23 protein-coding genes are annotated in these 25,718 nt (G+C 61.1%); all 23 read right to left on the bottom strand.

Annotated elements, in window-relative coordinates; all coding sequences use genetic code 11:
* The 23 genes from FAY22_RS07020 to FAY22_RS06910 all read right to left on the bottom strand — a co-directional run bounded on the left by FAY22_RS07020 (position 1) and on the right by FAY22_RS06910 (position 25,442).
* Positions 1-1,071, bottom strand: a complete 1,071-nt coding sequence (locus FAY22_RS07020) for a two-component regulator propeller domain-containing protein (protein ID WP_146329552.1) — start codon at positions 1,069-1,071, stop codon at positions 1-3.
* Positions 1,071-1,430 (bottom strand): cytochrome c, encoded by a 360-nt coding sequence (locus FAY22_RS22310; RefSeq protein ID WP_246860685.1) that lies wholly within the window; start codon positions 1,428-1,430, stop codon positions 1,071-1,073. The genes FAY22_RS07020 and FAY22_RS22310 overlap by 1 nt, the downstream gene beginning before the upstream one ends.
* On the bottom strand, positions 1,427-1,966 hold the full coding sequence (locus tag FAY22_RS07010) for a tetratricopeptide repeat protein (RefSeq protein WP_146329551.1): 540 nt from the start codon (positions 1,964-1,966) through the stop codon (positions 1,427-1,429). Before FAY22_RS07010 ends, FAY22_RS22310 begins: the two co-directional genes overlap by 4 nt.
* A gap of 46 nt (positions 1,967-2,012) precedes the next feature.
* The gene (locus FAY22_RS07005) at positions 2,013-3,416 is read right to left on the bottom strand and encodes a sigma-54 dependent transcriptional regulator (RefSeq protein ID WP_246860684.1); all 1,404 of its coding nucleotides are present in this window, start codon (positions 3,414-3,416) and stop codon (positions 2,013-2,015) included.
* A complete protein-coding gene (locus FAY22_RS07000; RefSeq protein ID WP_146329550.1) occupies positions 3,413-4,939 on the bottom strand; it encodes an ATP-binding protein in 1,527 nt (508 codons plus the stop codon). Before FAY22_RS07000 ends, FAY22_RS07005 begins: the two co-directional genes overlap by 4 nt.
* Complete coding sequence (locus tag FAY22_RS06995) at positions 4,936-5,541, bottom strand: TlpA disulfide reductase family protein (RefSeq protein ID WP_146329549.1); 606 nt, start codon at positions 5,539-5,541, stop codon at positions 4,936-4,938. The genes FAY22_RS07000 and FAY22_RS06995 overlap by 4 nt, the downstream gene beginning before the upstream one ends.
* 7 nt (positions 5,542-5,548) lie before the next feature.
* The gene (ccsB, locus tag FAY22_RS06990) at positions 5,549-6,523 is read right to left on the bottom strand and encodes a c-type cytochrome biogenesis protein CcsB (RefSeq protein ID WP_168204786.1); all 975 of its coding nucleotides are present in this window, start codon (positions 6,521-6,523) and stop codon (positions 5,549-5,551) included.
* A 343-nt stretch (positions 6,524-6,866) separates the two neighbouring features.
* Positions 6,867-8,825, bottom strand: a complete 1,959-nt coding sequence (locus FAY22_RS06985; protein ID WP_146329547.1) for a cbb3-type cytochrome c oxidase subunit I — start codon at positions 8,823-8,825, stop codon at positions 6,867-6,869.
* A gap of 1 nt (position 8,826) precedes the next feature.
* The gene (gene ccsA, locus FAY22_RS06980; RefSeq protein WP_146329546.1) at positions 8,827-9,636 is read right to left on the bottom strand and encodes a cytochrome c biogenesis protein CcsA; all 810 of its coding nucleotides are present in this window, start codon (positions 9,634-9,636) and stop codon (positions 8,827-8,829) included.
* A 6-nt stretch (positions 9,637-9,642) separates the two neighbouring features.
* Positions 9,643-10,611 (bottom strand): cytochrome c biogenesis protein ResB, encoded by a 969-nt coding sequence (locus tag FAY22_RS06975; RefSeq protein WP_146329545.1) that lies wholly within the window; start codon positions 10,609-10,611, stop codon positions 9,643-9,645.
* Positions 10,612-10,634: 23 nt separating this feature from the next.
* Positions 10,635-13,208, bottom strand: coding sequence for a cytochrome c3 family protein (locus FAY22_RS06970; protein WP_146329544.1), 2,574 nt, complete (start codon positions 13,206-13,208; stop codon positions 10,635-10,637).
* 237 nt (positions 13,209-13,445) lie between these two features.
* A complete protein-coding gene (locus tag FAY22_RS06965) occupies positions 13,446-14,513 on the bottom strand; it encodes a 6-bladed beta-propeller (protein WP_146329543.1) in 1,068 nt (355 codons plus the stop codon).
* Positions 14,506-15,525: a hypothetical protein gene (locus tag FAY22_RS06960; RefSeq protein WP_146329542.1), complete on the bottom strand. Its 1,020-nt coding sequence runs from the start codon at positions 15,523-15,525 to the stop codon at positions 14,506-14,508. The genes FAY22_RS06965 and FAY22_RS06960 overlap by 8 nt, the downstream gene beginning before the upstream one ends.
* Before the next feature lie 14 nt (positions 15,526-15,539).
* The gene (locus tag FAY22_RS06955; protein WP_146329541.1) at positions 15,540-15,941 is read right to left on the bottom strand and encodes a c(7)-type cytochrome triheme domain-containing protein; all 402 of its coding nucleotides are present in this window, start codon (positions 15,939-15,941) and stop codon (positions 15,540-15,542) included.
* A gap of 17 nt (positions 15,942-15,958) precedes the next feature.
* A complete protein-coding gene (locus FAY22_RS06950; RefSeq protein ID WP_146329540.1) occupies positions 15,959-16,492 on the bottom strand; it encodes a c(7)-type cytochrome triheme domain-containing protein in 534 nt (177 codons plus the stop codon).
* 155 nt (positions 16,493-16,647) lie between these two features.
* The gene (locus tag FAY22_RS06945) at positions 16,648-17,577 is read right to left on the bottom strand and encodes a hypothetical protein (RefSeq protein WP_146329539.1); all 930 of its coding nucleotides are present in this window, start codon (positions 17,575-17,577) and stop codon (positions 16,648-16,650) included.
* Positions 17,578-17,593: 16 nt separating this feature from the next.
* The gene (locus tag FAY22_RS06940; protein ID WP_146329538.1) at positions 17,594-18,532 is read right to left on the bottom strand and encodes a hypothetical protein; all 939 of its coding nucleotides are present in this window, start codon (positions 18,530-18,532) and stop codon (positions 17,594-17,596) included.
* Complete coding sequence (locus FAY22_RS06935; RefSeq protein ID WP_146329537.1) at positions 18,529-19,440, bottom strand: c(7)-type cytochrome triheme domain-containing protein; 912 nt, start codon at positions 19,438-19,440, stop codon at positions 18,529-18,531. The genes FAY22_RS06940 and FAY22_RS06935 overlap by 4 nt, the downstream gene beginning before the upstream one ends.
* An 8-nt stretch (positions 19,441-19,448) precedes the next feature.
* Entirely contained in the window at positions 19,449-19,880 is a 432-nt protein-coding gene (locus tag FAY22_RS06930; protein ID WP_210411908.1) for a c(7)-type cytochrome triheme domain-containing protein, read from the bottom strand.
* 49 nt (positions 19,881-19,929) lie between these two features.
* Positions 19,930-21,927: a hypothetical protein gene (locus FAY22_RS06925; protein WP_146329535.1), complete on the bottom strand. Its 1,998-nt coding sequence runs from the start codon at positions 21,925-21,927 to the stop codon at positions 19,930-19,932.
* 77 nt (positions 21,928-22,004) lie between these two features.
* Complete coding sequence (locus FAY22_RS06920; RefSeq protein ID WP_146329534.1) at positions 22,005-23,024, bottom strand: peptidylprolyl isomerase; 1,020 nt, start codon at positions 23,022-23,024, stop codon at positions 22,005-22,007.
* A 104-nt stretch (positions 23,025-23,128) separates the two neighbouring features.
* Positions 23,129-24,022, bottom strand: coding sequence for a cytochrome c3 family protein (locus FAY22_RS06915; protein WP_210411907.1), 894 nt, complete (start codon positions 24,020-24,022; stop codon positions 23,129-23,131).
* A gap of 316 nt (positions 24,023-24,338) precedes the next feature.
* Positions 24,339-25,442, bottom strand: a complete 1,104-nt coding sequence (locus FAY22_RS06910; protein WP_146329533.1) for a 6-bladed beta-propeller — start codon at positions 25,440-25,442, stop codon at positions 24,339-24,341.
* Positions 25,443-25,718 lie beyond the last annotated feature (276 nt).

Genomic DNA, 25,718 nt, shown 5'->3' with positions numbered 1-25,718 from the left:
TTATTTCGATTGGCCCAGATGCGCGACGCCGCGCTTGGTGCCGGCCCAGATGTCGCCGTTGGGCGCCACCGCCAATGCATAGACGTTGTTGTCGAGCAGCCCGGTCCGGGTGTCGACGCTCTTCCAGGTCTTGCCGTCGTAGCGGGTTACGCCGCCATTGGTGCCGAACCAGAACACGCCCTTGGCATCCTGCACGATGCTGTACACGATGTCGCCGGCCAAGCCATCCTTGACGGTGAAGTTGCTCCATTTCTTGCCGTCGAAATGGGCTACCCCGCCGCCCCAAGTGCCGGCCCAGATGGTCTGATCCTTCGCGACAGCGATAGCGAACACGTAGTTCGGGTTATAGGTAGGCGAGCCGTCCTCCGAACGCAGGCCGAGGTCATGGCGCGAACGCGTTCCCAGGCCGGTATTGGGGCTCGCCATCAGCTTCTTTTCGTTGACTGCTCCGAGGCCGTCCTTATGGGTCCACGACTTCCAGGTCTTGCCGTCGAACATGGATACGCCGCCCTCGGTACCGAACCAGACGCGGTCCTGGGCATCGACGTCGATGCCATACACCCATTCGTTGATCAGCTCCTTGACGTAGGTGCGCATCTTCAGCGTCTTGAGGTCGACCACGTTCACGCCGGCCCAGGTACCGATCCACAAATCGCCGTTCTTCTGGCTGGCGAACGAATAGATCCAGTAGTCGGCCAGGCCATGCATCGGAAAGAAGGTTTTCCACTTGCCGTCCTTGTAGCGCGACACACCGCCGGCATTGGTGCCGAACCACTTGTAGCCATCCTTGTCGATACCGACGGCGAATACGTATTCGTTGGCCAGGCCGCTGTTGCGCGTAAAGGTGTTGCGCAGCTTGCCGGAGGCAACATCGATCTCGTGCACGCCGGCCGAGGTGCCGACCCACAGGGCGCCCGCTTTCGGCTCAACCGCCAGCGCGCGGACATAAACGTTGTCACCCACGCCGAAGGTCTCGATCACCTTTGGCTGAGATGCGCTATCCTGCGCGCCGGCATTGCCGACAAAGGCGGAAAAGAGAGTGGACAGCAGCAGCAGTTTGTATTGACGCATCAATGTAAAGTCCTTACGAAAGCGATGACATCCATGATGTCGCGGTCAGTCAGAATTCCCTGGAATGCAGGCATGGCGTTCCTGCCGCTCCGGATCGAGGCCAGCAAAGTGAAGTCGGGCTTGAGCACGCCTTCGCCGCGGCCGAAATTGGGCACGCCGGGCATTACGCTCTGACCACCCTGCCCGTGGCAGACCATGCAGTTTCTTTCATAAAGCTCGCGCCCCTTGATATGGTCTGCGGCGTACAGCCCGCTGCTGAAGCCGGCTGAAAGCAATGCCACCGCCACCGTCGCGAGCACCAGCGATGCGCGCGACAATTTCTCAATATTGCACTTGCCTATTCTCAATTTCGGGATCACTTGTCACCCTCCTTCGCCTTGGCGAGTGCCGCTTCCTTCGCGCGCAGCTCATCCGCCTTCGCTTTCCACTTGGCGCTCTCGGCGAGGTCCGGTGTAGTGCCCAAGGTACCGCTCTTGTACATGTCGACCATCACGATCACGGCCGGCAGGTAGTCCCTCCCGGCGGCCAGTGAGATGTACTTGCGCGCCTGCGCTTCATCGCGCTGGACGCCCTCCCCCTTGCCATACATGAGGCCCAGTCCGAATTCTCCGGCCGCGTTACCCTGGTCGGCCGCCTTGCGGTACCAGCTCACCGCATCTACGTCTTCCTCGGCTTTGTCGAGAATGTCGCCCAGCCGCGCCTGTGCCGGGGCATACCCCTCGCCGGCAGCCTTGCGCCATAGCGACATCGATACCACCAGATTGCCGCGAGCGAATTCCTTCTCGGCCTGCTCGGTATCCTGTTCCGGGCCGGCATGCGCCAACGGCGCGCCCAAGGCCAGTAAGGCGCCAACCAGCGCGATGCGCTTGCGGTGCTTGCGATTTGCGTTTGTCATATCCTCCCCGTTACATTCGCGCCGGCGGCCGCGGCGGAACCGGCAACTACACGCCGTCCTGCAGCAGCCCGAGCGCCTCGAACTCTTCCAGCTTGCGATACAGACTGGACAATCCAATCCCCAGTTTTTGCGCGGCCAGGCGCCGGTCGCCGTCGGCGTCGCTGATCGCCTTGGCGATCACCGCGCATTCGAAGCGACGCACCTGCTCGCGCAAGCCATCGCCGGACGCCGGCACCTGGATGCTGCCGCGTGCCGGCGCGCTGCGCGCGATCTGCGGCGGCAGGTCGGCGGTCGTGATGCGCCCCTCGTCGGCCAGGATCAGCGCCCGGTCGACGACGTTTTCCATTTCGCGCACATTGCCCGGCCAATCGTACGCCCCCAGGATGTCTTCCACATCCGGATCGACGACGATCGACAGCCGGTTGTTCATCCTCTTGGCACCACGCTGCAGCAAGAATCGCACCAACCCCGGAATATCCTGCCTGCGCTCGCGCAGCGGAGGCGTATGCACATGGAAAACCGAGAGGCGGAAGTACAGATCTTCGCGGAACTTGCCCTCCGCGACCATCTGCGCCAGGTCGCGGTTGGTGGCGGCCACGATGCGCACGTCGGCGCGCTTGGCCTGCTCGCTGCCCACCGGTCGCACCGTCTTTTCCTCGATCACATGCAGCAGCTTGACCTGCAACGCCAGCGGCAGCTCGCCGATCTCGTCGAGGAAGATGGTGCCTTTGTCCGCCTCCAGGAACAGGCCCTTGCGCGCCTTGTCGGCGCCGGTGAATGAGCCCTTCACGTGGCCGAACAACTCGCTTTCCATCAGGTTTTCCGGAATCGCGCCACAGTTGACCGGAATGAAGGGGCCTTCAGCGCGCTGGCTGTTCTGGTGGATCTGGCGCGCGATCACGCCCTTGCCGGTACCGGACTCGCCCGTCACCAGCACCGTGCTGTCGGTCGGCGCGACCTTGGCGATCAGGCGTTCGAGCTCGCGCATGGCGGGCGAGGCGAACGCGAACATCTCCTCGCGCGAGCCCATCACCAGGTTGCGCAGCACCTTGTTCTCGGACGACAGACGGCGCATGTCGGAAACCTTCATCAGGCGGTGCAGCACCTCCTCATTGCGCACCGGCTTGATCATGTAGTCCGACGCGCCGGCCTTGATGGCGTCGATCGCGGTATCGACCGAAGCAAAGGCCGTCATCATGATGAAGCTGGTGTCGATGCCGGCCGCGCGTGCGCGCCGCACCAGCTCGATGCCGGTGAAGTCGGGCATCTTGATGTCGCTGATTGCGACATCAATGTCGCCCTTCGACAGCCGCTCCAGCGCCTCGGTAGCATTCGCAGCCTGGCATACACTGCAGCCGGAGCGCGAGAGATGCGCCGCCAGCACCTGCCTGATCGCCGGCTCGTCGTCGACGACCAGCACCTCCAAGGATTTCATGTTCATGTCTGTCATGAGATTTCTTTAATTGGGAAAAATGCCTGCACCCTCGTGCCGGCGCCCGGCGTCGAGTCGATCTCAATGGCCCCTTCGTGCCGCTTCATGATCGAATAGCATAGCGACAATCCGAGACCGGTGCCCTTGCCCGCCGGCTTGGTGGTGAAAAATGCGTCGAACGCCTGCGCCAGCACTTCCTTTTCCATGCCGGGGCCGTTGTCCTCAACCGTCATGCACACGCGCCCTCCTTCGACGCGGGTGGACACGATGATGGTCGGCGGCCGGTCCATCACAGGCTCCAGCGCGTCCATCGCGTTGATCAGGAGGTTCATGATCAGCTGCGTCAGCTGGTCCGCCACGCCGTAGATCGCCGGCAGCTGAGTGTCCAGGTCAAGACGCAGGTCGACGCGCCGCATGCGCTTGTCGTAACGAATCAGGCTGCTGGTGCTGCGCAGCTGCGCATTGAGGTCGACGAACTGCGGCTCGGCTGGCTGCGGTGACGCGAAATCCGAGATCTCGCGCGTGATGGCCGACAGGCGCTGCGCCTGCTCAAGGATCAGTTCGGGACGGCACTGCACGCACACATCCTTGGCAGAGCAGATGCCCAGCCCTTCGTCGCGCCGCAGCGCCATGTCCTGGGCAATGCCGGAAATCGCCGCAATCGGATTGCCGATCTCGTGCGCCACGCCAGCCGCGAGCGCGCCGATGGCCGCCATCTTCTCCTGGTGAAAATACTTCTGACGCTCCAGCAGCAGTTCCTTTTCGCGCTTGTCGAGCGCACTCGCCATGCCGTTGACCGCCTCCATCAGTTGGCCGACCTCATCATGGCGACGCACCGGCAGCGGTGCGCCGCGATAGCCATTGACGATGTCGAGCGCGCGCGCCTGCAGGTTGCGCAGGTCTTCGGTAAGCTGCTTAAAGAACAGACCGATGCACACTCCGAGCAGGGCCAGTCCCATCATGGCCAGGAACAAGGCGGTCATAGTGACCGAGTCGACCTGCACACGGTACTGTTCAGACATGCGCTCGCGCGCCCGCTGCGATTGTTCGGCCAGGTTGGTGTACTCATTCTTGGTCTTGACCAGCTCAACGATCAGGTTGTTCATTCTGGCCTTGGACGGATCGCCGGTGGCGGAATCCAGCGCTGCGCCGACCGCGTCGAGACTGATGTCCAGCGCCGGAATGCGCGCCTTCACCTCGTCATGCCGCGCGCGCAGCGACTGCAGGTGCATGCGGATCCGCTGCATGCCGGCTTCGCGGTCGGGCGCATCCAGATTGGCAAATACTGCCATCACCGTATGGAAGGCGGCTGAGTCGGCCTGATTGAGGAGGCTGTTCGTCTCCAGCGATTTTTCGATCTGCTCGAACTCGGCCAGCAGAAGCCGCTTTTCATGGAAGACGAAAAGTGCGATCACGAGCGCGTAGGCAATGAGTGCGGAAAACACCAGCAAGCCCTTGGTACGCACGGACAGCGAGCGTTTCGGTGTGCCTTCAGGCGCCGCAGCTGCGGCGATGGCTTCAATATTTTTTTCTATCATCATTGATGTCTGGCGCCGTTCCTATTGCCGGCCGCCGTAGCCCGCGAGAGCTCTTCGAGTTGCGCAACCTTGGCGGGACTGTTCCAATCCTGCAGGCCGGGCACGCGCTGCAGCAGAATACCATCCGCCCCGATCAGGAAGGTTTCCGGATATACCTGCATGCCGAGCTGCTTGGCGATCTTGCCGCCGCGATCAAAAAAGTTAGCAAAGGTAATCTGGTTTTGCCGCAGGAATTCCTCGGCCAAAAATGCATCCTCGTCGGCCGACACGCCCACCACAGCAAATCGGGCAGGATCAAGGCTGCGGCTGAGAGCTTCCAGCCCAGGCATTTCCTTGCGGCACGGGGGGCACCAGGTTGCCCAGAAATTCAGCACCAATACCTTCCCGCGAAAAGATTGAGTTGAGACAGTCTTTCCCTCGGAAAAATTCAGCACGATCTCCGGAAAAGCAGATCCCTCGGCCAACACCGTTGCCACCCCAGCTTCTTTGCTCCCGCAAGCGCTCAGAAGAACTGTCGACGCGAGCAGTAGCATGATCGCACGCAGCCCGGGTATCACCCCGGGGAACACACGAACGACGATTGAAGAATACATGCTCCAGGCCATTGTTACGTCATATATAAGAATGCATTCCCGGCCACAACGCTCTCACACCCAGGAAGCAAAAAACCGTCATGCCGAACCCTGCAATGCTCCACCATGCCATGCGCCGGCTGCGCCATTTACCCACGTAACGAAAGTAGAAATACGAGGCATAGGCAAGCCAGACCATCAGCGACCAGGTTTCCTTCGGCTCCCATGCCCAGTACCGTCCCCATGCCTTGTAGGCCGCCACGCCGCCCAGTACTGTGGCAATGGTATGCAGCGGGAAGCCAAGCAAAATAGCCTGGTGCATTGAGGAATCGATGCGCTGCAGGTCTGGCAAGGAATTCATCGCAAACCTCCGACTCTTCCCTGCATGCGGAAGCGGCAGCGCGTCGAGTTGGCTGCGCATCAGGTAGGCCGCTCCCATAGCCGCGGCCACCGCAAACGCCCCGTAACCGAGAAAATTCGCCAGCACATGCGCATAGATCCAGTAACTGCGAAGCAGCGGGACTTGGCTGCCCGCGACCGCCTGTCCGCTGGCAAGCAGCCAGATCTGGAACAGAACCGCGCCCAGCACAATGATCATCACGAACGCGCCGGCGGCTCGGGTGCGGTACACCTGCTCCATCACCAGGTAGATCACGATGGTGACCGTACTAAACAAAGCCATCATTTCATACAGCACGTTAAGTGGCAGATGCCCAGGCCGATGCAGGTAATAGGTCTCGATCCAACGCACGAGCAGCGTCAGCACCAGGCCCGTGGCACCGACGGCAGCCAGCCCGGAAGCCCATCTGCCAACCGTTTCGGAACCGAACCACAGGTGCAGGACGTAGAGCACGGTCGACGCCACAAGCATCAGGTTGGCGTAACCGATTACCTTGAAGGTGTACAACTGCTCAAGGTGGATCGACGGCGTCAGAATGGCCGTCTCCAGATATTCGCCCATCCCCATTCCGACACTGGCCACGACGAACAGGACGAGCAGGAGTAACTTCCCCATGGAAATGCCGCCTCTGCGGTCTTTTAGAAATCGCATCGCATGCAATATTGCCTGTTGCCCCATGAGTCCTTGCCTCCCAATAACCGGCCCGTCGTTCGCCTATTGGTCGAATGACCTCTCCCCGGGACTCTTGTTATACCGACGCACCCCGCAATAATGCGATGTCATCCAGCTCCTTTTATCCCATTGCCGGCGAGCCGAAACGGCCCGTCTATTTATCTAAAGCAATTTTAGTTCCATGCCAGAAGAGCATCGCGGAGGCGAAGAAGCATTGCGCGAGTGCTCACACGAATTAGATTTATACCGCGTTGCACCAGACTGCCGGACGGCTGACCGGCGAAAGTTAGTTGAACCTTTTCTCGCGAATGGGATAAGCAATGCCGCCATTCCCGAGTTTGGGAAGCGCAACCTGTTGCGAATCGTTCTTCTTGTGTTTTTGCAACTCAGCCTCCCACTCCCAGATCGCAGAGTTTGCCTTGGCCAGATAGGGGTCATCCGGCTTCGACAGATGCACGTAGGCCCGCATCGCCCCAAGCGCGCCCGGCAGGTCATGCAAGCCCTCCAGTGCTATCGCCAATCCGTAATAGGCGTTGACTTGCGAGTTGCGCAAGTCAATGGCGGCCTCGAAGGAGTCGCGAGCCCTATCGAAACGCTGCAGGCCTATCAGCGCAAAACCCATGTTCACATGCGCTTCCGGCATTTGCGGAACCAGTGCCAGCACGCGGTGCAAGGCTTCTACTGCTACCTCATACTGTCGCGCGTTGAGCGCCGCAACAGCATCGGAAAACATGATGTCGACTTCTTCCTTGCGTTTTTGCGCCGCATGGCGCAGCGCGGCGGCATCGGTGGAGGCATGCTCCGCCTCGCTGGAGCCATTACCAGGAAGGCATGCTGTCAGCAGGCTGCTTGCCAAGACGACGCCAGCGCCGGACAGAAGCGCCCAACGCGACTGCGACGGCATGGCGGTGACGATAGCGCCGCGCACGCCACGCAATGCGCCGGCGATATTGAATACGAACAGCCCTGCGCCGCCCACCGCCAGACAACCGCCCAGCCCGGCCAGACCCATGGCTGCAAAATACGCAGGGAAATGCACAATCACGTCGGCATGCGGCGTCTTCCGTGGCACGCCGAGCCAGCCCGACCAGGCTAGCGAACTTGCCAGGACGATCAGCCCGACGCCATAGATTACGGGCTGCCAGCGCACGCGCCGCGTCTGCGGAAGGTACCGGCCGAACTCGCCCAGCAATTGGTAACCGAGAGCCATGTACGCCAGGGTCACGGCGCCAACCGTGCCGTGATAATGTGCCGGCACCAAGGTCGATTCTCCGCGGATCGAGGCACCCAGCACGCAGCCCAGCACAAACAGCAGAATCGATAGCAATAAAGGCAGCGCAGTCGGCGCGCGCCACACTCCCCTCCCGGCCCTCATCAGCCGTAGCAGCAGGCAGGCCGCCAGCGCGGCCGCGCCCGGCCAGCTCCCCCATGCCATCAAGCTGGTGAACGCATGGCGGAACGCGCTGCTGTCGGCGGGATAAGCGATGTAGATGGCGGGCGCCAACAACACCGGCGCTGCGGCCAGCGTCAGGAGCGACGCCAGCAGGCGACGTGAAGCAATTGCCGCTCCCAGCGCACGCTCGCCCAATACCGTCCAGACGCCCATCAGCAGCAGAATATGAACGAATTGCAGCACGTGCCCCGGGCCCCATGCCAGGATTTCATAGGCGGCCGGCGAGCCAGGCATGCCTTGCTCCGCCAGCGACACCGACAACATGCCGAACGCCAGCGCCGTCACACCGATGGACCAGGCAACGGCCAAGTGCCAGATATCGGACGAGCCCTGCCGAATCCGTCGTGCCAGCGCGCTAAGCGACGTAATGCCGCACAGGGCGATGCCGGCGAAAAAGGAGCCCAGACCGATCAGGAACACGGGGCTATCAAGCACCGGAACGTAATTGGCGAGCACCGGCGCGGCGCGGCCGGCAAAAGGCGCGGCCACCATGGCCAGCACGCCCGCGGCGGAAAGCGCGAGCGAAAACCAGCGCACACGCGCAGCCCTGCCGCCTGCGGCCAGCGTCCACAAGGCGGCCGCCCCCGACAGGAACCACACAACCACCGCCAGGCCGACATGCAGCACCAGCGTACTGCGAAAGAGCGTCGCCGGCGCAACGGCGGCACCGGGCAGCGGCGCGCGCGCCGCCACCAGCAACAGCGCGCAGGCGGTCGACAAGCCCAGCGCCAGCACGGCCAGCAGCAGCCAGCCGGCAGCGAGACGGCGTACGCCGGATGACTCACGCAGCATGCTAGACAGCTCCTTTATGCGGGGTGGTGGAGATGAACGGAACACCGAAGAATGTCAAAAAGGCCACGACGAATACCGCCAGCACCAACAACGAGCCGGCGCGCGGCGAAAGCTTCAGGGTAAATCTTGCATGCAAGGAAAATGCCAGCACCAGCCAAGTCAGGAAGGCCCAGGTCTCCAGCGGATCCCAGGCCCAGTACCGCCCCCATGCATCCTGCGCCCAGATCGCACCGGCGATCAGCATCAGGGTCTCGAACACGAAGCCGATCGCCATGCAGCGAAACGACAATTCGGACAGGCGCTTGTCGTCAGGCAGGCGCTCGAAGCGGCTCGCGCCGTACGCGGTGCCGCGAGCCAGGATCACGCCCGACACTGCGAGCGCCACCAGGGTAGCGCCGAAAAACACCTTTCCGAAACCGATGTGGATATACAGCCAGACCGTATGATAGGTCGGTGGCAAGTGCCCTTCGCCCGGGTTGGTCATCAACAGCCAGCCCATTACGATGAACAGCACCGGCATCACCACCGCCGCGCTGGGCCGGATCGGCGGGATGCGCCAGTACGCGATGGCGAAGGCGAGCATCATGCTCCACACGTTACTGGTCAGGATCTCGAACATCGTGATGTACGGCCCGTGGCCCAGGCGCTCCCAGCGCAGCGCGATCGACCAGGTATGCAGCAGCAGGCCGAGCACGATCAGCGCGAGTATGATGCGCTCCGGCCGCCTACGCAGCAGAACGGCGACGATGCCGATGCTGCCGGCGACGACATAGGCCAGCAGCGCGGCCCACAGGACTTTCAGTTCAATCATGTTTCCTCATGCATCCCACGGCCTCGCCGAGAATTTGCGCCACAAGTGCCAGCCAAGGGCGGCAACCGTTATCATGCAGACCACCAGCATCCAGTGGATGGTCCAATCGTAAAACACCGCATATCCCATCCAGGTGCGCAGCCCGTCGTAGACCAGTCTTCCTTGCGGCAGTTCGATCGCGTCCCCAGGTTGCAGTTCGCGCCGTAGATCGCCGATGTGCACGACGACCTTGTGCTCGCGCGGAAGGCGGAATTCCGACGGCCCATCCTGCTTCAGGATGACCTCATCGAACTGCAGCATGGTCCACACCCGGATGCCGGTTCCCGGCAGCTGCCACTCGCGCGCCTGTTTGTATTCATTCAGCGGATAGGATGGCAGATGGACAGTACCCAGCGACGCCGGCCCGCCCGACGCCGGCTGCCAGAAAAACGTCGGCGCAAACCCCTTGTTCGGACTAGTGTAAAAACGATAACCGGACAACACCAGTGGCTGCTGGTCGCCGATCTCGGCATGCTGCTCCCTACCCTCGGCGTCCGCATAGCGCACCATGTTGCGCGTCTTGTCCCGCACCACACCAGGCGCATAGGCGATACGAAAGCCCTCGTTACTGAAATGAACACGGCCCAGGTTCCACCAGTGCCATGGTCCTGCCTCGAAGGAGGTCAGCTGGCCATCGAACTCCTCCCCTTCGGACAGCTCAACACTGCCTTTCAGGTAGGTCAGCCGGCCGGCAACCAGCAGCAGCACGATCGCGATCAGGCCGAGATGAAATATGAGCAGCGCCTTCTGGCGCCTGAAAGCCGGCTTGCTCGCCACCGCCGCCATCAGGTTAAGGGCGAACAGCGCAAGCGGCACCGCCAGCGCCCAGGTGCCGCTCATCCATTCCGCATAGGACATCAGGATTCCCGCACCGAGCGCAATGAGAATGAACAATGTCAGCTTGAGCGAAGCCAGTCGCGCGATCCAGGCATGCATGTTCGATTTCCGGCTGACTCGGCTCACGGCGGATTGCTGCACATCGTATTTCTCATGTAGTCCTTGCCGCCGCAATTCGTATCGGCCCACGAGCCGCTCTTGGCGAACGAGGTAACCCGCAGCACCGACTTGTAATAGTAGGGGCCGTTGGTATAGGTGCCGGCCGGCGCGGCGGTGCCGGCCGGCTTGCCAACCTCGGGACCGAGATCATTCAAGTTCACAAGGAAGGCTTTGTTCTTCCAGCCGTGCGGCACCGCTACATGGCACCAAGTGCAACGCAGTTCCTTGCCCAGCCTGTCGACGTGATAGTTGTGCAGGTTGCCCTTGCCGGTGGAACCATCATAAAAACCAGTCTTCCTGCCGCTGTCGTTGCGCGTCGTGTAATTCGTCTTGTCATGGCACTTGAAGCACAACAAATTGGCGTTCGCGCCGGTGGTGTCGGTCCACTGCCCCTTGAGGACGAAGTCGTTGGCGGAACCGTGCGGCCCCCAAGGGTTTCCGTTGTCGCCATTGTCCGGAATGACGGAAGTCACCGAAGTTACTGCCGACCCGTGGCAATCCGAGCAATACATCGTGTTGGAGCCCACCTGGTTAGACCATGGAGCCTGCCATGGATTTCCGCCGCTCATGCCGCGGGTAGTGGTCGTGCGGCCGGTCGCATTCATCACCGGGTGCCAGGAGCGATGATTGCAGTTGTTGACGTTGGCGCCGGCGTCGGTCCCCATGTTGAGGCAGGCATTAGTGGCCGGCCCCTGGTGCGTCGACGGCGCCTGGAATTCCTTCGCCTGGTTGGTGTACATGCTAAAGCCATTGGCGCTGTTGGTCGTGGTCCCGCCCGCCCCGGGCACCGGCCGGTTGCCGGTGCCACCGGTTGCATCCGGTTTGTTGTTGTCGGAATAGCCGTAGTTAGAATGGCATTTCAGGCAGATCTGGTACTCGCGCGTGACATAGGTGTCGGTGACGAGCGCGCTGGCGCTGGTGCCGGGGTCGCCGCGCTTGACCGTGAAACTGGACGGGATCGAATGAAAGGAATTGTTGGGATAGATCGGCTCGACGCCCCATCCGCCGCGCAACACCCCGGATGCGATATTCGAGTGCAATGTATTGGCATCATCGGTATGCGGGTGCGTGCCGGCAGCATCCGGCGTGCCGGTGATCGTACCAGCCGGCTTCCCCCGGAAATCGCGGAATTTCACCACCCTGTGCGGATTATGGCAGTCCGTGCATTCGGCATGGCGCCTGGTCAGATCGCCCACGCCGAGATTGGCTTGCGACTCCAGGAAATCCTTGCCGCACTTGCCGCCCGTCTTGCTGCAATTGGCGTCGATGTTGTCGTTGAAGACGCCACCGATATCATGCACCTCGACTCCAGCCGCCTGATCCGCACTCTTGATTGGCATATGACGCGTCAGCGAGAAATCGGTCTTAATATCCGGCACCGCGTTGGCTGTATTGGCGGTGTAGTTCACTGCCGATCCGGCGCTGGTCGTATGACACTGAAAACAGGTTTCCTCGATGGCCGGGTTGCCTCCGCTCTTGGGGGCCGAGGTGCTGTCGGTTCCCTCGCGCAGCAGGCGGCGCGATCCTTGCACGGTATGGGTATCGTGGCAATTCAGGCACGACACCTGCCACACCGGCGGGCTGGTATTGGCCGGCGTATCCAGCGCAGACGGAAATTCGCGCTGCTGCGCGGCCGCGTCCTTATAAGTCTGGGTAGCAACCTGGCTGTTGGCATGCGCCGAATACGCCCACGATGCGCCCGCCTTGTCATGGCAAGCCAGGCAGATGATGTCATTGGTGGTGTTGAACGCGCCTCCTCCAGGCTGCGTTACCTGAAAGCGGTTCATGCGCAGGAATTTCGCATTGCCGTTGGCCGTCGTCTTATCGCGCAGATGCGGATCGTGGCAAGTCGCGCACTGCATCTGGCCGTTTTCCAGCGGCATTGCGGGGCGTGCGGCCCCAGCCACGCGGGTACCGACGATAGTGCCGTCCGGCCCGCGCAGCTCACCGTCATTGCTGGCGAGGGTGCTGCTATAGGTGAACGAGATCGGGTGATCGCTGCGCAAATCTGTGCCGAGGTCGCGCGTGAAACCGGTGGTCGCGCTCCCGCTGGGCATTTTGACCGGAGACGCCTGGCCGTTCATCGCAATAGTTGCGTTCGCCGCGCCGTTGAGCACGTCCACTTTGTCGATCGCCATGGTCCCGTCATGGCAGGAAAGGCACAGCTTGGAACTGCCGCCGGGCGCATTGGCCAGTTCCGTCGCACTGGCCTCCAGTGAGCTCGAATTGTAGGGCGTATAGGTCTGGCCGGACAATTTGCGATTCCACAGCGGGGCGCCCGGCGTGACGGCCTCAGCGCCGTGCGGCGTATGGCAAAACACGCACACCTGGGTTTCGCTACTGGCCTTGATGGTGCGCGCCGGGACCTTCCCGCCCGACGGCGTGCTGGATCCATCAGCAACCGCCGACAGGTTGTGCTTGGTGCCGCGGACGTCGGAGATCTTGTTGGTGACAGAAATCGCCCCCTGCGCGATCGCTGTTATCAGCAACCATGCAAACAACACGACAGCGATACTGACACTTTTATACCGCGACATTAGATCCTTCTCAAAAACAGGAATACAGAATACTAGCCAAAGGGCGGCAAACTTTGGCCTTCGGGATGGCGCGGCAGCCGATCGCCGAGGGAGAACCGTTGCCCACAAGCATCTAGCAACAGATTGTTGCACGAATTTGCCATCGCTTGAATGCTGCCCAAAGCATGCACTTTATCAATAAAGTTGCTTTAGCAAAAAGCGAGCCAGATTTGAGGACGAAGTGGAATGTTGAAAGCGCTACGTATTGCCCAGGAATTGGAAAATGACGACCCGTCCATTGAACATGTCCGCCACGTAGATGCGGCCCTGCGCATCCCTCCAGACGCCGGATGGCAGATAAAACTGGCCGATATCCTTGCCGGTGCCGCCGATCGGCATCAGGAAGCGTCCCTCCTGATTAAAAACCAGCAAGTTGTCATAGTATGACTCCACCACATAGATATTGCCGGCGTCATCCGCCGTCACGCCCTTGGGGCGCGTGAAATTTCCGTAATAGAGGCCGCGCTGGCCCAGGCTACGGATGAATTTTCCTTGGGCATCGAATATCTGGACCCGGGCATTCATGCTATCGCTGACATAGAGCTGGTCGCCGACGAACGCCAAATGGGTCGGAAAATTCAAGCCTGCGTCGTCTTCGCCACGTTTGCCGATGGTTTCCAGCAGGCTGCCATCGTCGTCGAACACTTTCACGGCGTGTGCATGGGTGTCCGCCACATAGATGCGCCCGCGCCGGGCGTCACGTGCCAGCCCGGTAGGCCGGTTCAGCACGCCGCCGCCGAAACTGCCGGCCGGCTTGCCGTCGGGGGTGAGGCGGAACACCTGCCCCAGTTCCGCGTCCGCCACCAGTATCTGCCCTGCGGGGCCGGGTGCGATGCCCACCGGCGTGACAAAGCGCCGGTTCTCCTGTGCCGTGGTCCAGACATGCAATTTGCCGGCGGGCTGGTCGAACACGAACACCGCGTGGTTGCTCACGTCCGTCACGTAGATGCGCCCTTGCTCATCCGTCATTCCGCTTTGCGGGCGCTTGAGCGTGATTTTCTCTTCGCCTAAACCGGCCAGGCCAACCAGCCAGTAAAACAGCTTAAGCGCGGCGCCACGCCTGTCGCCATCCTCGGCGACCAGGTTCTCCTCGCCGGTCAACTGGCCGAGGTAGCGATAGCGCGGAGTTTCGCCCTCCGGGGGCCAGACGCGCGCGCCAGCCTGGCGCTCGACGTCAAACTGCATCACGTACTTCGTGTCGGCGCAGCCCGCCAGCAGCAGCACCACGCTGATCAGCGCGGCCAGCATGGCGCGCAGGCTATTCATTCGCAGGCCTCGCGGTCGCGGGCGGCGCAATGCGGAACGTCTGTATACGCCGGTTCATACTGTCGGCGACATAGAGGATGTCGCGCTCGATGAACAACGAAGCGATGCGGTTGAACGATGCGCCGCCTTGACCGGCGCCGAAGGATGCCGCCACCTCACCGTCGACAAATACCTTGATGCTGTCGTCGAACGCGTCTGCCACGAATACACGGTTGAAACCATCCACCGCAATCGCCGCAGGATCCTTCAGCACACCGCCGCCCAGTACATAGCGATCCTCGCCGTCCAGCCCCATCACCACCACTTCGCGGCCGAGGCGATCCACCAGGTACAATCCGTCCGGCCCACCCGCCATCGCGGCCAAGCTGCGCGTGCGCAGCGACTTGAGCGTGCCGCTCGGCCTGCCGAGAGAGTTGAAAATCACCACATGGTTATACAGATTGTCGGCCACCAGCACCTGTCCGCTGGCGTCGTTCAGCAGAATGCCGACCGGACGCCCCATCGCCGTATCGCTGCTGAAGCCCTGCAGCAGCCTGCCGTCCCAGGAAAAATGCATTACCCGGCCGGCATCGGCATCCGCTACGTACAGCGACATATCCGGCCCTACGGCAAGGGCGCTGACGCTTGCGGCGGGATAATCGGAGAAGCGCGACAGCGCCATGTACGCGGCATCGTAGCGAAGCAGCTGGCGATGGCCGATATCGGCGACATACATGGCATTGTTGCGCGCGGCGACAGCGGAAGGAGCAAGAAAGTTGAGGTAGGTGGGCGCGGCCGCGGCAGGCGGAACCGGCCGGGCAAGCGCGCCGAACACTGGTCCCGGCGGCGCATACAGGCGTGCGCCGGTGATTGTGCTGGATGGCGCCAGCAGCGGCCGGTTCGCGGCCGGAACGTCGGATACGGGCTCGCTCACCGCGCACGCCGACAAGCACAGGCAGAGCGAGGTCAGGACTACGCCTGCCCGGAAACGGCGCTCAGCTCCACTACCCTTCGACACCGTTTTTCCACTCATTGCCAGCTCCTTCTTTACCAACGCCCCGGTCCGGCGGTTGACGCCCCACCGTAGATGCCGCTCTGCAGTCCTGGCCGGCCAGAGTGGCACAGGTCGCAGTTGGCCGGTCCCCACGCGATCTGGTCGTTATGGCACATCCCGCAAAACTTGCCGTCGATGATATCCGACATCAGCACGTTATTGCTACCCGCACGCATCTGAAAGCCCAGTTCGAAATGGCATACCTTGCAACGGAAACGGATGCGGTGAAACCAGTGCGGAAATATGACCGGACGCACCCCCTCTTTTTCCGCACGATTGTTCAGGACTACGTCGGCATACTCGGCCTGCGCCGGGATGCAAAGCGCGGCAATCCAGAATGCCAGAACCGCGCATGCGATGCGAAGGAAATTGCGCTTGCTGCGAAGAGAAACCATGGTTGTATCCGATTGCGTCACTTGCGCTCAACGCTATGACAGCGCCGGCATTCCGTCAACGGAAATGCCACCGCGCCGTGACAGCGGCCGCAAAATTCTCCCTGCAGCACATTGAACATGTTCAGCCCCTTGGTGGTGTTCGCCTTGTACTTGAACAAATGCTCATGGCAGTTGGTGCAGTCCAGCCACTCGGTGTGCTGCTTGTGCGGGAACAGCACCATCGGCATTTCGCCGGTGTACGGCAACAGCACATCGAGGTTCAGCGTGTAGATCCTGGTATTTTGCAGGATGTTGGTGCGTGGCGTAATGGCACGCTGCTCCAGCGCCTTCACCCAGCGCACCCTGTTGCCGACTTCATCCGGAGGTAGATTCGATAGGGCTTCCTCCGGCTCCTGCAGGTATTTGATTCCAGGATTGTTCGGATCGTGCAAACCGTCCTTGGCGAGCGGAAGGTGATCCGCGGCCGCGAGCGGATTCAGACATGAGAGGGCAAGCATCATGGCGGCTGCCAGCTGCATGCCTATCCGCCAGTAATGTGTAAGCGCGTGCATGTGGCTATGGTTCGTTTCTAAAGGCGCGTTGCGAGACTATTTTCGGAAGCGCCGGCTATTTTATAGGCTCGCCGTAATTTGCATTCTTGTTGGAGAGCCACGCCCGCAGCTTCCATCTTTCCGCGGGCTGGCGAGTCTTAGCGCGCCCCCGCCGCTTACCCCGGAATATAAACTCCTGCGCCGCGGATAGCGCGTACCAGTTCTTTGGTCGAATCCTCCAGCGCCTTGATCGCAGATTCGAAGTCGCGCTTGCCAGCCATACCTTCCGCGCTGGCACGCAGAGCCGCCGCCTGGTCAAGATACTTCTGCACCATGCTCTCCAGGTTGGGATTGCTGGCGCGCTTTTCGTCCAGCAGTACTTTCACCAGCATCTTGTGCGTGTCGTTGCGGTCAATCTCGTAGTGATATTCCTCTTCCTTGGTCGCGAAGTTCAGCGAGCGCACCAGCGTGTCGCCTTCTCGCATGCTTTCGATCGACGTCTTGGTCGTGACATAGACCTTGTCCAGCAACGCGCGGCCTTCGTCGAGCTTGCCGGCCGCGGCCAGCGCCGCCGCCTCGCGCATCTGCGCCTCGATCTGGCTGCTGGTTTCAGCGCCCTTCGCGCCGAGCTTCTTCTCCGCAGCGATGCGCTTTTGCGCGGCCAGCAAGGCCTTGACGCTTTCCATGCGGTTGTCGAAATCGCGCTGCTTCTTCTCGGCGCCAAACTGTTCGGACGCGGCCAGGCGCACGCTTTCCATCATCGCGCGCGCGGCGAGATCGAGCGTGCGCGTCGCGTCGGGATACTTGCCCGCCTTGTAAGATTCTTCCGCCTGCAGCCGCAGCTCACGCGCCTTGGCGCGCATTGCCAGCGCTTCCGGCTTGCCACTGGCTTCGATCTGTTTGGCCGCCGAAGATTTCTCGATTAGCGTCGCGACCGAGCCGAGCCGGCGCTCCAGCTGCTCCTTGTCTTCCGCCTGGCGAGGAGCGCGCACTGCGCCCGCATTGTCGGCGGCCGGCTGCGCGTCTGCAGCGAAGGCTACGCCAAGCATGTTCAGGCCAACCACCCCGGCCAGCATGACCAGACTTGTTTTCCATTGCGATTTCATGTTCATTCCTACCTTTCTATTGCTTGGCTTCCGCCTGCGGCACGACCAGGCCGGCAACGCGCAAAGCCCGCTGCAAATGCCCAGTCGCGTCAAGTATTGTCTTCAACGCATTGCTGTAATCGTTGCCCGCCGCCTGCTGCCGAGCCACGTCGCGCAACTGCCGGCTCTGCTGTACGTAACGTTCGCTCAAAGCTGCCGTCTCGGGCGGTGTATGCAACTGTGCCAGCGCGATCGGCACCAGCTCCTCGTAACCCCTATTGCGTGCCAGCTCGTGCTGGAACTCGTCGGCAGGCGTAGCGAACTTCGCGTCGTAGACGATGGTTTCCGATGCCAGGATCTTGTTGAGCATCGACGCAACGATTTTGTAGGCATCGTCGAGTTGCCGGTTCGCCTCCCGGTGATTGCCGGCCGACGCCAGACCCGCGGCCTTGTCCAGCATGGTGCCGATGCGTTCCAAGTCGGGCGCGAGCGCGGCCGCCTGCGCATTGTTCGCGCTGCGTCTAGACGCGTTCCGGTACAAAGCCTGGAACGCGCGGATCGCCTCGCTCAACTGCACGTAACGGACGCGCTCCTGGGCGGCGGCTTGGGCCGGGTCCGGCACCAGGCGCGACGCTGCGACGATCTGGCGCAACGCCTCGTCGAGCAGCTTGATTGCCGCTGCCTGCCTCCCGGTCTGCGCTTCGCCGCCTGCGCGCTGATATGCCGCCTGCGCCTCGGCCAGCAAGCCTTTGGCCTGCGCATTGCCGCTATCCGGAATGCGCAGCACCGCCGGCGAGCGGTCAAGCAGCAGCTTCACCAGCCGCATCTTGCTGTCGACGGTGGCCTGCAGGCTGCCGGCTGACGGCTGCCCTCCGGCGCTCTCCGCCGTCGCGAGCATCGGCAGGGAGGCAGCCGGAATACCGGACAGCAGCGCGAGCGCTAGCAATAGCGCAGGCTTTTCGCCCTTCATTTTCATGGCTTGGCTGCAGCGTTCGCCGGCAGCGCCTTGCTCTTCGAATGGCAGCGGCGGCATTCCGCGACAGGGAATGCAACCTTGCCATGGCAGACGCCGCACTTCTGGCCGAGCAGGATGGCCGCCATGCTGATCTGGTTCGCGCCCTTTTGCGGAACGAAGATCGCAGGATGGCAGTTCGAGCAGTCCAGCCATTGCGTATGCTGCTTGTGCGGATACACCACGTCCGGCATCGAGCCTTTCACCTCGCGCACGATGTTCAGGTCCATCACCATCGGCTTGGCGTTCGGGTCATTGCGGTCGAAGCGCGGATTGATCTTGTCCTCGTTGAGCGACTTGACCCAATCCACATGGTTGCCGTAGCCGTTCTTGACCAGCGAATCGAACGCGGCTGCCGGCGGCTGCAGCGACACGGTGCCGTCATTTTCCGGATCGTGGATGCCGTCTTCCGCCTGCGGCCGGTTGTACTTGCCCGGCGCGCGCAGCAGGCGGTTGAAGTTGTTGATGCTGGGCGAAAACGCAGCCGGGTGCGTAGCCGCAGCGACTGCCGCAGGCGCCGCGGCAGGTTCAGCCGCCTTGGAGCTCTTGCCGTCGGCCTGGCTAACCAGGTAATCGACGGCGGCCTGCACTTCGGCGTCGCTCAACTTGGCGTTGCCGCCGCGCGGCGGCATGATGCCTTTGCCCTTGGTGGCGCTTGCGTACAGCGCCGCCTTGCCGGTCTTGATGCGCGGCTCCCAGGCGGCGGAATCGCCCAGCTTGGGCGCGCCCGCCGCGCCGGTGCCGTGGCAGGCGACGCAGGTCGAGTCGTAGACGGCCTTGCCGTCGGGCTTGCCGGCCGCACCGGCTTGCGTGGCGAAGGCGCTTGCCGCGGCCAGAGCGAGTGCTGCGCGGAGCATGATTGATGCTTTCATGGTTGCTCCTATTTCTTTTGCTGTTGAGTCTGTTGCGTCGATGCGTTGGCAGGAACGACCAGCGAACTGATGGTGCTCTCGTGCACTTGCGTCGGCGTGCCCGGCTTGCCGGAGTGGCACAGGTTGCAGTTTTCGACCGACCAGGCGATGTTGCCGTTATGGCAGGCGCCGCAATATTGGCCGTCGATGATCTTCACCATGTTGATTTCATTGCCGCCCGCCTTGAACTTGAAGCCCAGGTCCGCGTGGCAGACCTTGCAACGGAAGCGAATACGGTGGAACCAGTGCGGGAAGATCGGCGGGCGCATGCCGGCCGCATCCGAATAGTTGTTGATCACGATATCGCCGTACTCGGCGCGCGCGCTCTTCATGTCGGCGTAAACCGACGCCAGGATCATCATGCCGAGCAGGAGCGCCCGCATGAACCTGCTGTATTGCATTGCTCTTATCATTCCCTTCCTACCTTTCATGCTATTACAAAAACAAAAACTAATAATTCCCGAATGAGCGCATCAACGAGAACATGATCGCCTTGTTGGTTCGGGTGGAACCAGTCAGCTGCTCGGTCCCGTCCGGATTGCGCCCGTATATCGGCACGACGCTGCGCGCGATAAGGGTCGTCACGCTAAACTGCGTCCTTCCAAGTCCATACGTGAAGCGGTTTTCCCATGCCGCCGTTTCCTGGTCCTTAGGTCCGCCCAGCACCGGTAGCAAGGCCATGCTGTTGAGCCTGAGGTCGGAAGTAAAACGCAGATTGCGAACACCGAAGAAACGGCTGTTCTGATACGAAACAGCGCCGCTGGAAGTCGTCGTAAACGAGTGGTGCGAAGTGGACGACTGCAGCGAGCTGTTTCCGGTTTCGCCGGTCGCCGAGGGCAGCGCGACCGCGGAAGCGCCCTGGCGGGTTGCCTGCATCGTGAGATTGCCGCTCCATGAACTGTAACTGCCGCTTTGCACGTTGCTGAATAACTGCAGATTCAGCATCTGAAAATATTCCTGGTTACCGTCCAGTCCGCGCGAATCGCTGGCGCTCAGACGAACCATTGTCAGGTTCGCATCCTTCGTCCTCGACCATGACACGCCGGCGTTATGCGTCAGCATCCTGGTCGGCGCGATATCGTTCACGCCTGCCACGCTGTCCCTGGCCACGGACACCATCTGGCCGGCGTCGATGCCAATCGATGCTCCGGAGTCATCCAGGTTGAAATTGCGGCTCAAGCCTTGGTTGAACTGGACGTTTTCCCGATGCCCGCCGAGGCCGTCGCCGCTATAGTTGCTGATACCGCCGGATACCGACCAGCTGTATAGGAATTCGCCCAGTGCGCGCGACGCCGGTGCGTAATTCAAGCCGGCGGATTCGCTGCTGCTGGTGTTGTGACGGTCCTGATTTTCCGTCACGCCTACATTCGCCGTTGCGTTGAAATGGAGATATTGCGTGACATCGTAACTGCCGCCTGCATTGGCGTTGGCGGTGCGTACACGAGAACTCTGGGGGCCGCCAACCATATCCGGACCGCTGAAGGCCGATGTCACGGTAAGCAGGCGCGCGCCGCCGTTCAGCAGCAGCGGGCGGTCAGAGGATCGCCAGAACCCCTGCGAGTTGAGCTGATTCAGGTGCATTTCACTTTGCGACTGCCCCAGGAAATTATTCGTGTTCGTGGCGTTGGCCATACTGTCCACGGAAAACGTGGAATCGGCCGAATAGCTATGCTGCAAGGTGAGGTTGGTCTGTTTCGCGTAGTCGCCGGTGCCGTCGCGCCGGTTATCCGACGCATTCCCCGTCAGCTGAATTCGCTGGTTCTTCAGGTTGTGACTGAAAGCTGCCTGCACCACATCCTGGCGGTCTGTTCCCGTGCTGCCGCTACTTTGCCTGGCGCGCTCGAAAGACAACATCGCGTCTCCGTTGTTGCGCCTAAAGCGTTGCGTGAAGCCCATCTGCTGCGAGGTGTAATCCAGTGGCAGCGACAGGTCGCTGGTGACTGTGCTGTTGGTGCGCGTCACATGCGCCTCGAACGGGAAGCGGCTGTAGGGCAAGATATTGAGCTGCCCGCTACCGGAGAGCGCAACACTCTTGCCACCAAATTCCTGGTTAACGTCACCCCCGCTCGACTGCGCGCTGTTGCGCGACGTCGTCAAATTGAGATTGCCGCTGATCCTGCTAAACCAGGGCTGCCAGATGAAGGTATCAGTGGCCGCGCGCAGCGTTAACATCAGATCCCGCTGCATGCTCTTCTGCCCTTCGCTGCCGCTGCTGCTACGCGCGTCATATGAAATATTTCCACCCCACCGGATCCTCGGCATCACCCAATCGATGCTACCTGACGGCGATCCTGCGCCGCTTGCCTTGCTGCCTTTGTTTGCCGCCGACTCGGACGCACCCGAACCGGCGGGCTCCCCCGAAGCGGTCGGGAGCGGAGGCGGAAGCGCGGAGAAGCCAGTGCGCGGCAAAAACAATGCCGCCAGCGCCATATACAGGATAGGCGACATGACAACACGCTTTGCCGGCGCTCCAGGCACATCACACCTCGTACGCTATACAAAGGGGAGGGTTCGTCTTCCATTTCTCATTTTGCGGCCGCATTGTCGGCCGGCTTCTCCGCCAGCGGAAGGAACTGCGAGTCATCTATCCGGGCGGGAGTCTTCTTGCGCAGCTCCGCGATCAGACCGCTCCACGCCTGCTCGGACTGATCGCGCTGCAGCAGGTCCTGCGCGCGGCTCTGCACTTTTTCGAAACTGTTCAGCTTGGCCACCTTGCGGTCGTCCAGGCGAAACACGGCCATCCCCTCCAGCACCTGGACCGGATTGGAAATATCGCCCGGCTTCATGGCATTAAGCACAACCTGCGTTCCATCGGGCAGCATCCCGCCATGCAGGTATCCCATGTCTCCGCCCTTCTTCGCCGTGTCGTCGGCCGAATGCAAGCGCGCCATTTCCGCGAAATCGGCACCTGCCTGCAGCTTCTTCACAATCGCTTGTGCTTCCTCGTTCGCCTTGACCCAGGCGGTGCCCGGCGACGACGGCTCCACCTTCAGCAGGATCACCGACACGTGCAGCTGCTCGGGCTCCGTGAATTTTTCCGGATGCGCGGCGTAATACGCCTTGACATCCTTCATCGAAGGCTTCGGCACGTTGCGTACGTTTTTTTCCAGTTGAGCCAGCAAGCTGTCTTCTTCCAGCCGGGCAGTCAGGCCGGGAAGCACCTGGTCGCGCGTCTTCTTCCATTGCTCACTGGCGGCATAGCGCTGCTCATACGACTGAATCGTTTTGCGCACCTCATCCTGATCGGCCTTGAGGCCACGATGCTTCGCTTCGCGCACGAGCAGAATGCGAGCCACCAGCTGATCCGCCACTTCGCGCTGCAATGCGCCTATCCCGCCCTCGGGCGGCTTGCCGTGATAGAACTTGTTGCGCGCGGCCAGGCTGAATGCCGAATTGAACTCGTCCTGCGTAATGACGGCATCGCCCACACGCGCAAACGGCGCTTTTGCCGCAGGTATGGCATTGCCGGCAAAGGCGTGCCCCGCAACTGCGAGCAGCAAGGACAACAGCGCCGAACGGCATGGATTCATGTGCTTCATTTTCATAACGATCCTCTGGTTCGCAGACAATGCCGGCCACAAATAAGGGGTAGACAAGTCGCCCTGTCTACCCCTCTCGTGCCAAGCAATCAGGTTACTTGCTTAGATGCTTACTTGATATGGCAGGAAAGGCATATCTGGCTGTTCTTGTTACCGTCAGTCATACGCAGGAAGGTCACGTTCTCGGTATGCGGATCGTGGCAGCTTGCGCATTCAACGAACGGCTGAGCCGAGGTATAGCCGGTTCCCGTCTCGGTACGGGTATAGAGCTGCATGTCGGTCTTTTCCCGGGTGCCGTTCGGGTTGATGGCGCCGTTGGCGTCACGCTCGGTATCCACCCACCAGACCGTCATACTGTTAAGCGCCTGAGCATTCGCCGGCTGGAAGTCCGCATCGCGGAACATTGTCGACGTGTAGACGCCCTTGCCCGATGTCGTCGGAATCGTCGTGGTGCCTTTCGGACCGCCCGCATACTGGATGCCGATCGGGTGATCGTTGGTCAGATCGGTGCCGATATACGTAATCTGCCCGGAGACCGCAAGCGTACCGCCAGTCTGATTAGCACCGGTCCAGGTACCGGCCCATGCCTGACCACCCGAGTTGTAACCGCCGGAGCCCGGCTGGTTGATCATCACGTTCATGGCCTGCGTGCCGTCATGGCACGACAGGCAGGCGAGCGAGACTGATCCCACTGGCGCTGTAGCGCCGTCCAGGCTGGAGGTGCCGAGGCTGTTATACGTCTTGTACGTCGCCCCGCCCTTTGCACCGAGACTGCGGTTCCACAACGGCACTGCGGCACCGGTATCCGAGCCGTGCGGCGTATGGCAGAACACGCAGATCTCGCCGTTGCCGGTCGTGGTTGCAGCATCCGGCGCGAACGAGTTCACCCGACCGGCCACAGTCATACTGCCGCTCAGGTTGTGCTTGGTGTTGGAAATGCCGGCCGACGCATCGGACGCGATGAAACCGGCGCCGATCAGCAGCATGGCCATTACGCCCGTCATGCGATGCGTAACCCGTTTTAATAATTGATTTCTCATAAACCTCACCTGCCTTTCTTTATTTATGTACGATTCAAAGGAAGACCCCAATTTCGATAGAACCTCCAACTACACTACCGAACCGGTTTCCTTCTATTTAGCAAATTTCGCACCAGCTACAAAAATTGATCCAGGTTAGGCACATCATCAATATCCATCGCATTGAGCCGAACGTAAGCACTGCCGGCCATCCCTTCACATCCCGAACTCAAGAACCGCTTCCCGAATGCTGGAAGCGATGCGCGCAGCGTTTTCACATCCGGACAAACACGCTCACGCACTATTTTTTTTGATCGGCTTCCCGCTTCACGGCAAACCCGGCATCCTGCTCGAGCTTGGCCGGCCGATAGACGTCCACCTTGCGGAAGTACTGATCCACGACGTACACCCGGCCATCGCCGTCCACCGCAATCCCGGAAGGAAGCATGTACTTGGCGCGATCATCCTTTTCACTGCGCGAACCGACGGCAAGCAGCAACTGCCCTTCCGCGTCAAAGATCTGGAAATTGCCGAAGGCGCTGTCGATCACATAGACATTCCCATCCAGATCGACCGCCGCCTCCTTGGGCCGGGAAAACTGCCCACCCTGCCGACCGATCGAACCGAAGGTCTTCACGAACGTGCCATCGGGCCGAAACACCTGCACCCGGAAATTGCCGCCGTCCGTCACATAAAGCAAACCGTCACGCCCGATCACGACGTCGCGCGGCAGGTTGAATTCGCCAGGACCGGTACCGCGCTTGCCAATATCGAGCAGATGCTTGCCGGTTTGCGCATCAAACACACGCACGCGGTGCTTTTCATTGGCGACCGACCCCGTATCGACTACGTAGATGCGCTTACCTTCAGCATCGACGGCGATACCAGACGGCCGGGAAAAATCGCCGCGCTCGCCGATCGAGCGCAGGAATTTGCCATCCTTGTCGTAAACCTGGACCACCTTGAGGGAACTGTCGACCACATAGACATTGCTGTTGCCGTCCACATCGAGCCCGAGCGGCATGAGCAGACGCCCAGGATCATCCTCCCCGATCTTGAAGAAATGCTGCCCCGGGATATCGAACACCACTACCGCGCGCTTGGCGCTATCGGACACATAAACGCGCCCGTGATACACCGCCACACCATATGGCTTGCCAAGCCCCTCGCCGGTACGTGCTTCGCCGGTCATGGCACGACGCAGATCCGCACTCTTATCCTCCTTCTCGACGTCTGCGCTCGAATACAGCGTGCGCTCGAAGATAAAGCGCGGCTCATCAGGAGGCGCAGGAAACACCAGCGGCGCATTTTCCGCCGGCGCCTGCGTCTGCACGGCGCAACCCGCGCCTAGAAACGCACACGCAAGTGCAATGACCAATACTTTGGGAGATGGAAGTTTTCTCATATACCCCTTGAATGCCCATACCAAACAACCCCGACGTCTTGACCGGCCGCCTATTCAACTCCGGCGAGGTCGTCACGCCCGGAAAATTTCAATTTGAAACCTTTCTAGCAAACAACATACCAACCCTGGCATCCGTCTTGCCACCCCATTTTTTCGGGCACCATTCTTGCTCTATGTCATCGATAATTTAGTTGTCGTGACCTACATATCGCTATAACCAGCCATTGACGCCCTCCCACGCCATGACCAAGACCAAACACAGCTTGCTCGCCGCCG

Origin of the sequence: Noviherbaspirillum sp. UKPF54 (genome assembly GCF_007874125.1) — a bacterium.
Classification (GTDB): domain Bacteria; phylum Pseudomonadota; class Gammaproteobacteria; order Burkholderiales; family Burkholderiaceae_D; genus Noviherbaspirillum.
Note: the sequence above shows the minus strand (reverse complement) of the source record. Positions and strands in the feature narration are given on the sequence as shown.

What these genes read in the sequence shown, in the direction of transcription:
- FAY22_RS07020 (WP_146329552.1), bottom strand. Translation starts at nt 1,071, where the DNA reads ATGCGTCAATACAAACTGCTGCTGCTGTCCACTCTCTTTTCCGCCTTT.
- FAY22_RS07010 (WP_146329551.1), bottom strand. Translation starts at nt 1,966, where the DNA reads ATGACAAACGCAAATCGCAAGCACCGCAAGCGCATCGCGCTGGTTGGC.
- FAY22_RS07005 (WP_246860684.1), bottom strand. Translation starts at nt 3,416, where the DNA reads ATGACAGACATGAACATGAAATCCTTGGAGGTGCTGGTCGTCGACGAC.
- FAY22_RS07000 (WP_146329550.1), bottom strand. Translation starts at nt 4,939, where the DNA reads ATGATGATAGAAAAAAATATTGAAGCCATCGCCGCAGCTGCGGCGCCT.
- FAY22_RS06995 (WP_146329549.1), bottom strand. Translation starts at nt 5,541, where the DNA reads ATGGCCTGGAGCATGTATTCTTCAATCGTCGTTCGTGTGTTCCCCGGG.
- ccsB (WP_168204786.1), bottom strand. Translation starts at nt 6,523, where the DNA reads ATGGGGAAGTTACTCCTGCTCGTCCTGTTCGTCGTGGCCAGTGTCGGA.
- FAY22_RS06985 (WP_146329547.1), bottom strand. Translation starts at nt 8,825, where the DNA reads ATGCTGCGTGAGTCATCCGGCGTACGCCGTCTCGCTGCCGGCTGGCTG.
- ccsA (WP_146329546.1), bottom strand. Translation starts at nt 9,636, where the DNA reads ATGATTGAACTGAAAGTCCTGTGGGCCGCGCTGCTGGCCTATGTCGTC.
- FAY22_RS06975 (WP_146329545.1), bottom strand. Translation starts at nt 10,611, where the DNA reads ATGCATGCCTGGATCGCGCGACTGGCTTCGCTCAAGCTGACATTGTTC.
- FAY22_RS06970 (WP_146329544.1), bottom strand. Translation starts at nt 13,208, where the DNA reads ATGTCGCGGTATAAAAGTGTCAGTATCGCTGTCGTGTTGTTTGCATGG.
- FAY22_RS06965 (WP_146329543.1), bottom strand. Translation starts at nt 14,513, where the DNA reads ATGAATAGCCTGCGCGCCATGCTGGCCGCGCTGATCAGCGTGGTGCTG.
- FAY22_RS06960 (WP_146329542.1), bottom strand. Translation starts at nt 15,525, where the DNA reads ATGAGTGGAAAAACGGTGTCGAAGGGTAGTGGAGCTGAGCGCCGTTTC.
- FAY22_RS06955 (WP_146329541.1), bottom strand. Translation starts at nt 15,941, where the DNA reads ATGGTTTCTCTTCGCAGCAAGCGCAATTTCCTTCGCATCGCATGCGCG.
- FAY22_RS06950 (WP_146329540.1), bottom strand. Translation starts at nt 16,492, where the DNA reads ATGCACGCGCTTACACATTACTGGCGGATAGGCATGCAGCTGGCAGCC.
- FAY22_RS06945 (WP_146329539.1), bottom strand. Translation starts at nt 17,577, where the DNA reads ATGAAATCGCAATGGAAAACAAGTCTGGTCATGCTGGCCGGGGTGGTT.
- FAY22_RS06940 (WP_146329538.1), bottom strand. Translation starts at nt 18,532, where the DNA reads ATGAAAATGAAGGGCGAAAAGCCTGCGCTATTGCTAGCGCTCGCGCTG.
- FAY22_RS06935 (WP_146329537.1), bottom strand. Translation starts at nt 19,440, where the DNA reads ATGAAAGCATCAATCATGCTCCGCGCAGCACTCGCTCTGGCCGCGGCA.
- FAY22_RS06930 (WP_210411908.1), bottom strand. Translation starts at nt 19,880, where the DNA reads ATGCAATACAGCAGGTTCATGCGGGCGCTCCTGCTCGGCATGATGATC.
- FAY22_RS06925 (WP_146329535.1), bottom strand. Translation starts at nt 21,927, where the DNA reads ATGTCGCCTATCCTGTATATGGCGCTGGCGGCATTGTTTTTGCCGCGC.
- FAY22_RS06920 (WP_146329534.1), bottom strand. Translation starts at nt 23,024, where the DNA reads ATGAAAATGAAGCACATGAATCCATGCCGTTCGGCGCTGTTGTCCTTG.
- FAY22_RS06915 (WP_210411907.1), bottom strand. Translation starts at nt 24,022, where the DNA reads ATGACGGGCGTAATGGCCATGCTGCTGATCGGCGCCGGTTTCATCGCG.
- FAY22_RS06910 (WP_146329533.1), bottom strand. Translation starts at nt 25,442, where the DNA reads ATGAGAAAACTTCCATCTCCCAAAGTATTGGTCATTGCACTTGCGTGT.